We start from the raw sequence: 5,788 nt of genomic DNA, 5'->3' as shown, positions 1-5,788 counted from the left end.
TGCTTATTGGTTAAGATTAATAATTGGAACTAACGATGAAAAATTTAAACAAGAAGGAGAAAGGCTTTTCAAGGAGGCAATAGAATTGAAGAAAATTTTTTCTTCAATTATTGAAAAGTCTAAATGATTTTTTATCGTTGTAATATAAACTTTGGAATTTAGTATTTGGAATTTGGAATTTATTTGGAATTTGGTGCTTGGAATTTGGAATTTCTATCTAATCTGTCCACTAAAAGATGTGGGTAACGATAAGAAATAAGATGGGTAAGAAAGAAAGGAGTAATTATGCCCAGAAAAGGACCGGTAAAAAAAAGGCGCATATTGCCAGACCCGATATATAACAGTCAGTTAGTGAGTAAATTCATTAATATGATTTTAAGACGAGGTAAAAAATCAATAGCGCAAAAAATAGTCTATAATGCCTTTGCTATTATCGAAGAAAAGACAAAAGAATCTCCAATAACAGTTTTTAAGCGGGCACTGGATAAGGTTAGACCACATGTGGCTGTAAAATCAAGACGCGTCGGCGGAGCAACATACCAGGTCCCGGTAGAAATCCCTGAAGAACGAGGTATTACAATGGCTATGGGTTGGATAATATCCTTTTCTAAAGCACAAAAAGGGAAACCGATGCAAGAAAAGTTAGCTCAAGAAATATTAAATGCCGTAAATAATACCGGGGCCTCTATTAAGAAAAGAGAGGATACCCATAAAATGGCTGAGGCAAATAAGGCCTTTGCTCATTATAGATGGTAAGTTGAGAAGGATTACATGGTTTAGGAAGGATTAGAGGATGAGAAGAAGAAATGGCTATCACTTATGAAAAAAAGTAGGAGGGAAGGAAGATTTATGTCTATAGTTACTATAGAGGTTAGTAAAGAGAAGAAAGTTTTTCTCCCTGAGGAGATACAAAAAAAATGTGGATTTTTTCCATCCCAACAAGTGGAAATAATAGAAGGTAAAGGAACTTTTGTAATAAAACCAAAATTATCAAAAGATAAACAAATAAAACCTGTCCGACTTCGAGAGTGCTTTAATCTACCTCCGGGGTCTTTATCATATCTTGCATCAGGACCAAATGAAGCGGGAGATTTCAATGAAGATGATATTGATTGATACTCAAGTTTTAACTTTTGCTCTAAAGAAGATATATATTGAGGTAGATAATAGAGAATTAGATTTATTTATTAAAGCTGAAGAGCTATTAAGAAAGACATTAGATAATGAAAGGGTTTTAATTTCAGGTCAATTAGTAGTGGAACTTTATCATGTACTTACTATGCGAGGTAGAAAGATACCAAGAGACCATGCAGTAGTACTTATAAAAGATTTGTTAGAAGAAAAGAATGTAAAATATAGAGATATTCAGAGGAACATGATAACTAAAGCAATGGAGTTAAGTGCAGAGACAGGAATACATATTTGGGATTTTTTAGTTGTACTTCCGTTTGTTAATGAGATTGATACTATTTATACTACTGATCCGCATTTTAATAATAAGAAATTCACAGAGTATGCAACTATAGAAAATCCACTGCGTATATGGAGAACTGAAGGAGCGAAGTAAATGTTTTGTGAGGATAAAATGAATAAAAATTTGAAATTAATTATGATAGGATTAACTTTTCTCTTATTGATTTCTAATAAAGGACAGGCAAAATTGCATTTCGGTGTGATAAGTTTGGTTAAAGAGAAGATAGATGAATTAAAAGGAAATATTTATGGAAAAGTGGTGGTTAAAAGTTACAGTTATGATCATGATAATGAAGGAAACTGTAATGGACGGTATTGTTTTTTGGGGACGCTAACCCTTACTAATTTAGATGGAATTAGGGTTGTTCTTTATTCAAATGGAAAGGCAGTAAAATCTACTACTGTTGTTGGTAATTCTTACAAATTTACAGGTGTAGCTCCAGGTGAATATACAATTAAGGCTAAGGTTACAGATGAGATTTGGAATACGAATGAAACTCTATCAGTCAAACTAACTTCTAAAGAAAATATTGGAGGCCCAATTTTAGAGTTTGATAAAATAACTGTAGGAAACATCAATGTAGTTTGTTATCCAAATCCATTTAGGCCAAGACAAGAACATACCAGTATTAGTTTTGAAAGACTTCCACAAGATGTTGATATTTGGATTTATAATCTAACTGGTGGATTAGTAAAAAGTACATCTGGCATTATAAGTGGCATCTGGCAGTGGGATGTAAAAAATGACTCTGGAGAACCACTTCCTTCAGGAGTTTATTTTTACAAAATATGTGATTCTCTTAACAACTATCTCATTAATAACTTAATTGTAGAAAGATAGTTTATTCAATGAGAATAATTATTATTTCAATATTTATTTGTTATTTTCTCTCTAATGCGGAGAGTTATAATTTAACTAAAAGATTAGGTATAGGGTTTGGAGATCCATATATTTCTCTAAAGTACGGCATTAATTCTAAAATTTCTACTGAACTAAGATGTGCTTATGGAGAGGATATTTTAGTTATTGGTCCAAGATTTTATCATAATTTTAATCCAAAAGAAAAGGTAGTAATTTATATAGGTGTGGAGGGAGATTATGTAACCTTTGATAAAGATAATCTGGATGGGAATGGCTACATAGGGATGGCATTTGTTGGTATGGAATATTTCAGCATTAATAACTTAACATTTTGCACAGATATTGGTCCGGCGTATGTCTTACTTTCTGGTGATAAGGAAAGTGAAGCTGATGGAATAGGGTGGGTTATAAATCTTGGAATTAATTATTATTTTTAAGGAGAGCTGAAATATGAGAACAGTAGCAACAGAACAGCCATATCTCCTTTTGTTACACCACTTGAACGCTTACAGAAAATATTTATAAGAGGCTAAGAAGAAGAGTAAGATTATAAAGAGGTATATTTAATATGCAAGATATTGTTGGTGGATTTAAAAAGGTTATTCAAGATTTATTGGTTCCTGAATTAAAGGCGATTCAGGTTGAATTAAAATGTCATAGCGAGCGTTTGGAGGCTATGGATAAACGCTTTGAGGCAATGCAGAACGATATGCATGAAATTAAGATAGATATACAAAAAAATGTAGAGATGATGGATTGGAATACAAAAATGGCTCGATTGGAAGAGCAAAGGAACAACTTAGAACATATACTCTTAGAACACATAGGATTAGAGAGAAAAGTTCAAGTGGCTTAAACGAATAGGAGGAAAAATAACAAATTATTATGGAAAAAGTGATGGTTAAAGAAAAAGAGGCGAGAAGTATGGGAAGAAAGATTGCGTTTGAAAAAATAAGGAACATAGGGCTTATGGCTCATATAGATGCAGGTAAAACCACAACTACGGAACGCATTCTGTTTCATACAGGTAAGGTGCATAGATTTGGTGAGGTAGATGAAGGAACGACCGTTATGGACTGGATGGAACAGGAACAGAAAAGAGGGATTACGATTACTGCGGCTACAACTACCTGTTTCTGGCGAGACCATAGAATCAATATTATTGATACGCCAGGCCATGTTGACTTTACGATTGAAGTAGAACGCTCATTAAGAGTGCTTGACGGCGTAATTGCCGTTTTTTGCTCCGTAGGTGGTGTTGAACCTCAATCAGAAACTGTCTGGCGTCAGGCAGACAGGTATCATGTTCCCAGAATTGCCTTTGTCAATAAAATGGATAAAGTAGGCGCAGATTTTCACCATGTGGTTTTGATGATGAAAGAAAGATTAGACGCTATTGCTGTGCCAATACAATTACCAATTATGGATAAAGAAGGTGTGTTTAAAGGCATTATCGATGTGGTTAAAATGAAGGCTCTTTACTGGGACAAAAACGAAAAGATAGAAGTCATTAGAGAAGATAAAATCCCTGAAGAATTATATGAAACCGCAAACACTGCTCATCATACCTTGATAGAAACTATCTCAGAATTTGATGAAGAGTTGATGACAAAATACTTATCAGATGAACAGATGAGTGAAGATGAAATTAAGCGCGGTATTCGGTCAGCAACAATAAAGGGATTGATTTTCCCGGTACTATGTGGGACTTCAGTCAACAATAAGGGGATAAAGAATCTCTTAGATGCCGTAGTGGATTATTTACCTTCTCCTATTGATAAACCTCCGGTTAATGGGGTTAATCCTAAAACAGAGCAACCGGAAGAACGAATTGCTTCAGATGATGAACCTTTTTCTGCTTTAGCCTTTAAGATTGCGGCAGACCCGTATGTTGGTAATTTATCTTATATCCGGGTTTATTCCGGCTCTGTTGCTTGCGGTGATTCAATCTATAACGCTAATACAGACAAAAATGAAAGAATCGGTCGAGTAATACAAATGCATGCGAATAAACGAGAAGATATTGAACGACTTTATGCAGGTGATATAGGAGCCGTAGTTGGACTAAAAGATATTTCTACGGGCAATACCCTGTGTGATAAGAAATATCCAGTTGTTTTAGAATCAATTCATTTTCCTTCACCCGTGATTTCAGTGGCGATAGAACCAGAGACCAAACAGGATGAAGAAAAATTAGGGCTGGTCTTAAGTCGCTTAACTCAAGAAGACCCTACTTTTAGAAAATCCGTAAATTCAGATACAGGACAAACCCTTATCTCCGGTATGGGCGAATTACATTTAGAGGTTTTAATCGAACGAATGAAGACGGAGTTTGGATTAAATGTCCAAGTAAGCAAACCACAAGTAGCATACCGGGAAACGATTAAAGGAAATGTTGAAATAGAAGGAAAATACATTCGTCAGAGTGGTGGTAGAGGACAATATGGTCATGTCTGGTTGATGATAGAACCAGTAGAACCAGGAACAGGACTGGAATTCGTTAATAAGATTGTGGGCGGAACTATACCGAGGGAATATATCCCACCGGTGAAGGCAGGTATTGAAGAAGCAATGGGTTGCGGCGTATTAGCCGGCTATCCAGTTGTAGATGTAAAAGTAACATTATTTGATGGTTCTTTTCATGAGGTAGATTCTTCGGAAATTGCCTTTAAAAATGCCGCACATCAAGCGTTTATTGCTGGAGTTAAAAAAGCACATCCAGTTCTATTAGAGCCAATTATGAAATTAGAAGTAACCGTTCCTCAGGAATATATGGGAGATATAATTGGAGACCTTAATTCTAAAAGGGCAAATATTTTAGAAATGGAACAAAGAAGAACATCTCAAATCATTCGAGCAATGGTGCCACTATCAGAGATGTTTGGATATGCGACAACGATACGCTCGTTGAGTCAAGGAAGGGCAAATTATACGATGGAATTCGCTTACTATGCAGAAGTTCCAAAGGAAATTGCTGAAAAAATTGTATCTAAGATATAAATTTGGTAACTGGTGATTGGTAAATGATAATTTAATTACCATTTAGCCAATTATCAAATAGGGTTTCAGGAAATTAAAAACAAATAATTGGTAATTGGTTAAATATCTTCGTCGTGAGTTCAGCCGAACGGTATTTAATTACCATTCACCATTTACCAATTACCAAACAAAAGGAGGTATTAAAAAAAATGGCAAAGCAGAAATTTGAGCGGACAAAACCACATATTAATGTGGGAACAATTGGTCATATTGACCATGGAAAAACAACCTTAACTTCGGTTATCACGAAGGTTTTATCAATGGCAGGACAGGCAGAATTCAAGGCATTTGGTGATATTGATAACGCACCAGAAGAAAGGGAGCGTGGGATAACCATTGCCATAGCCCATGTTGAGTATCAGACACAAAACAGGCATTATGCCCACATAGATTGTCCCGGGCATGCGGATTACA

8 protein-coding genes are annotated in these 5,788 nt (G+C 35.2%); all 8 read left to right on the top strand.

Features of this window, described 5'->3' with window-relative positions; genetic code table 11:
- The first annotated feature begins 285 nt into the window (after positions 1 to 285).
- The gene (gene rpsG, locus AB1414_14100; protein ID MEW6608554.1) at positions 286 to 756 is read left to right on the top strand and encodes a 30S ribosomal protein S7; all 471 of its coding nucleotides are present in this window, start codon (positions 286 to 288) and stop codon (positions 754 to 756) included.
- A 93-nt stretch (positions 757 to 849) separates the two neighbouring features.
- Entirely contained in the window at positions 850 to 1,116 is a 267-nt protein-coding gene (locus AB1414_14095; protein MEW6608553.1) for a hypothetical protein, read from the top strand.
- Positions 1,097 to 1,567 (top strand): hypothetical protein, encoded by a 471-nt coding sequence (locus AB1414_14090; GenBank protein MEW6608552.1) that lies wholly within the window; start codon positions 1,097 to 1,099, stop codon positions 1,565 to 1,567. The genes AB1414_14095 and AB1414_14090 overlap by 20 nt, the downstream gene beginning before the upstream one ends.
- A gap of 18 nt (positions 1,568 to 1,585) precedes the next feature.
- On the top strand, positions 1,586 to 2,314 hold the full coding sequence (locus tag AB1414_14085) for a hypothetical protein (GenBank protein ID MEW6608551.1): 729 nt from the start codon (positions 1,586 to 1,588) through the stop codon (positions 2,312 to 2,314).
- Between the two features lie 8 nt (positions 2,315 to 2,322).
- Positions 2,323 to 2,772, top strand: coding sequence for a hypothetical protein (locus AB1414_14080; protein MEW6608550.1), 450 nt, complete (start codon positions 2,323 to 2,325; stop codon positions 2,770 to 2,772).
- Between the two features lie 131 nt (positions 2,773 to 2,903).
- Entirely contained in the window at positions 2,904 to 3,191 is a 288-nt protein-coding gene (locus AB1414_14075) for a hypothetical protein (protein ID MEW6608549.1), read from the top strand.
- A 29-nt stretch (positions 3,192 to 3,220) separates the two neighbouring features.
- Positions 3,221 to 5,335, top strand: coding sequence for an elongation factor G (gene fusA / locus AB1414_14070; GenBank protein MEW6608548.1), 2,115 nt, complete (start codon positions 3,221 to 3,223; stop codon positions 5,333 to 5,335).
- Positions 5,336 to 5,523: 188 nt separating this feature from the next.
- Positions 5,524 to 5,788 (top strand): GTP-binding protein (locus AB1414_14065; protein MEW6608547.1); only part of this gene is annotated, 265 nt, incomplete at its 3' end.

The organism is bacterium, assembly GCA_040755795.1.
GTDB lineage: Bacteria > UBA9089 > CG2-30-40-21 > CG2-30-40-21 > SBAY01 > JBFLXS01.
Note: the sequence above shows the minus strand (reverse complement) of the source record. Positions and strands in the feature narration are given on the sequence as shown.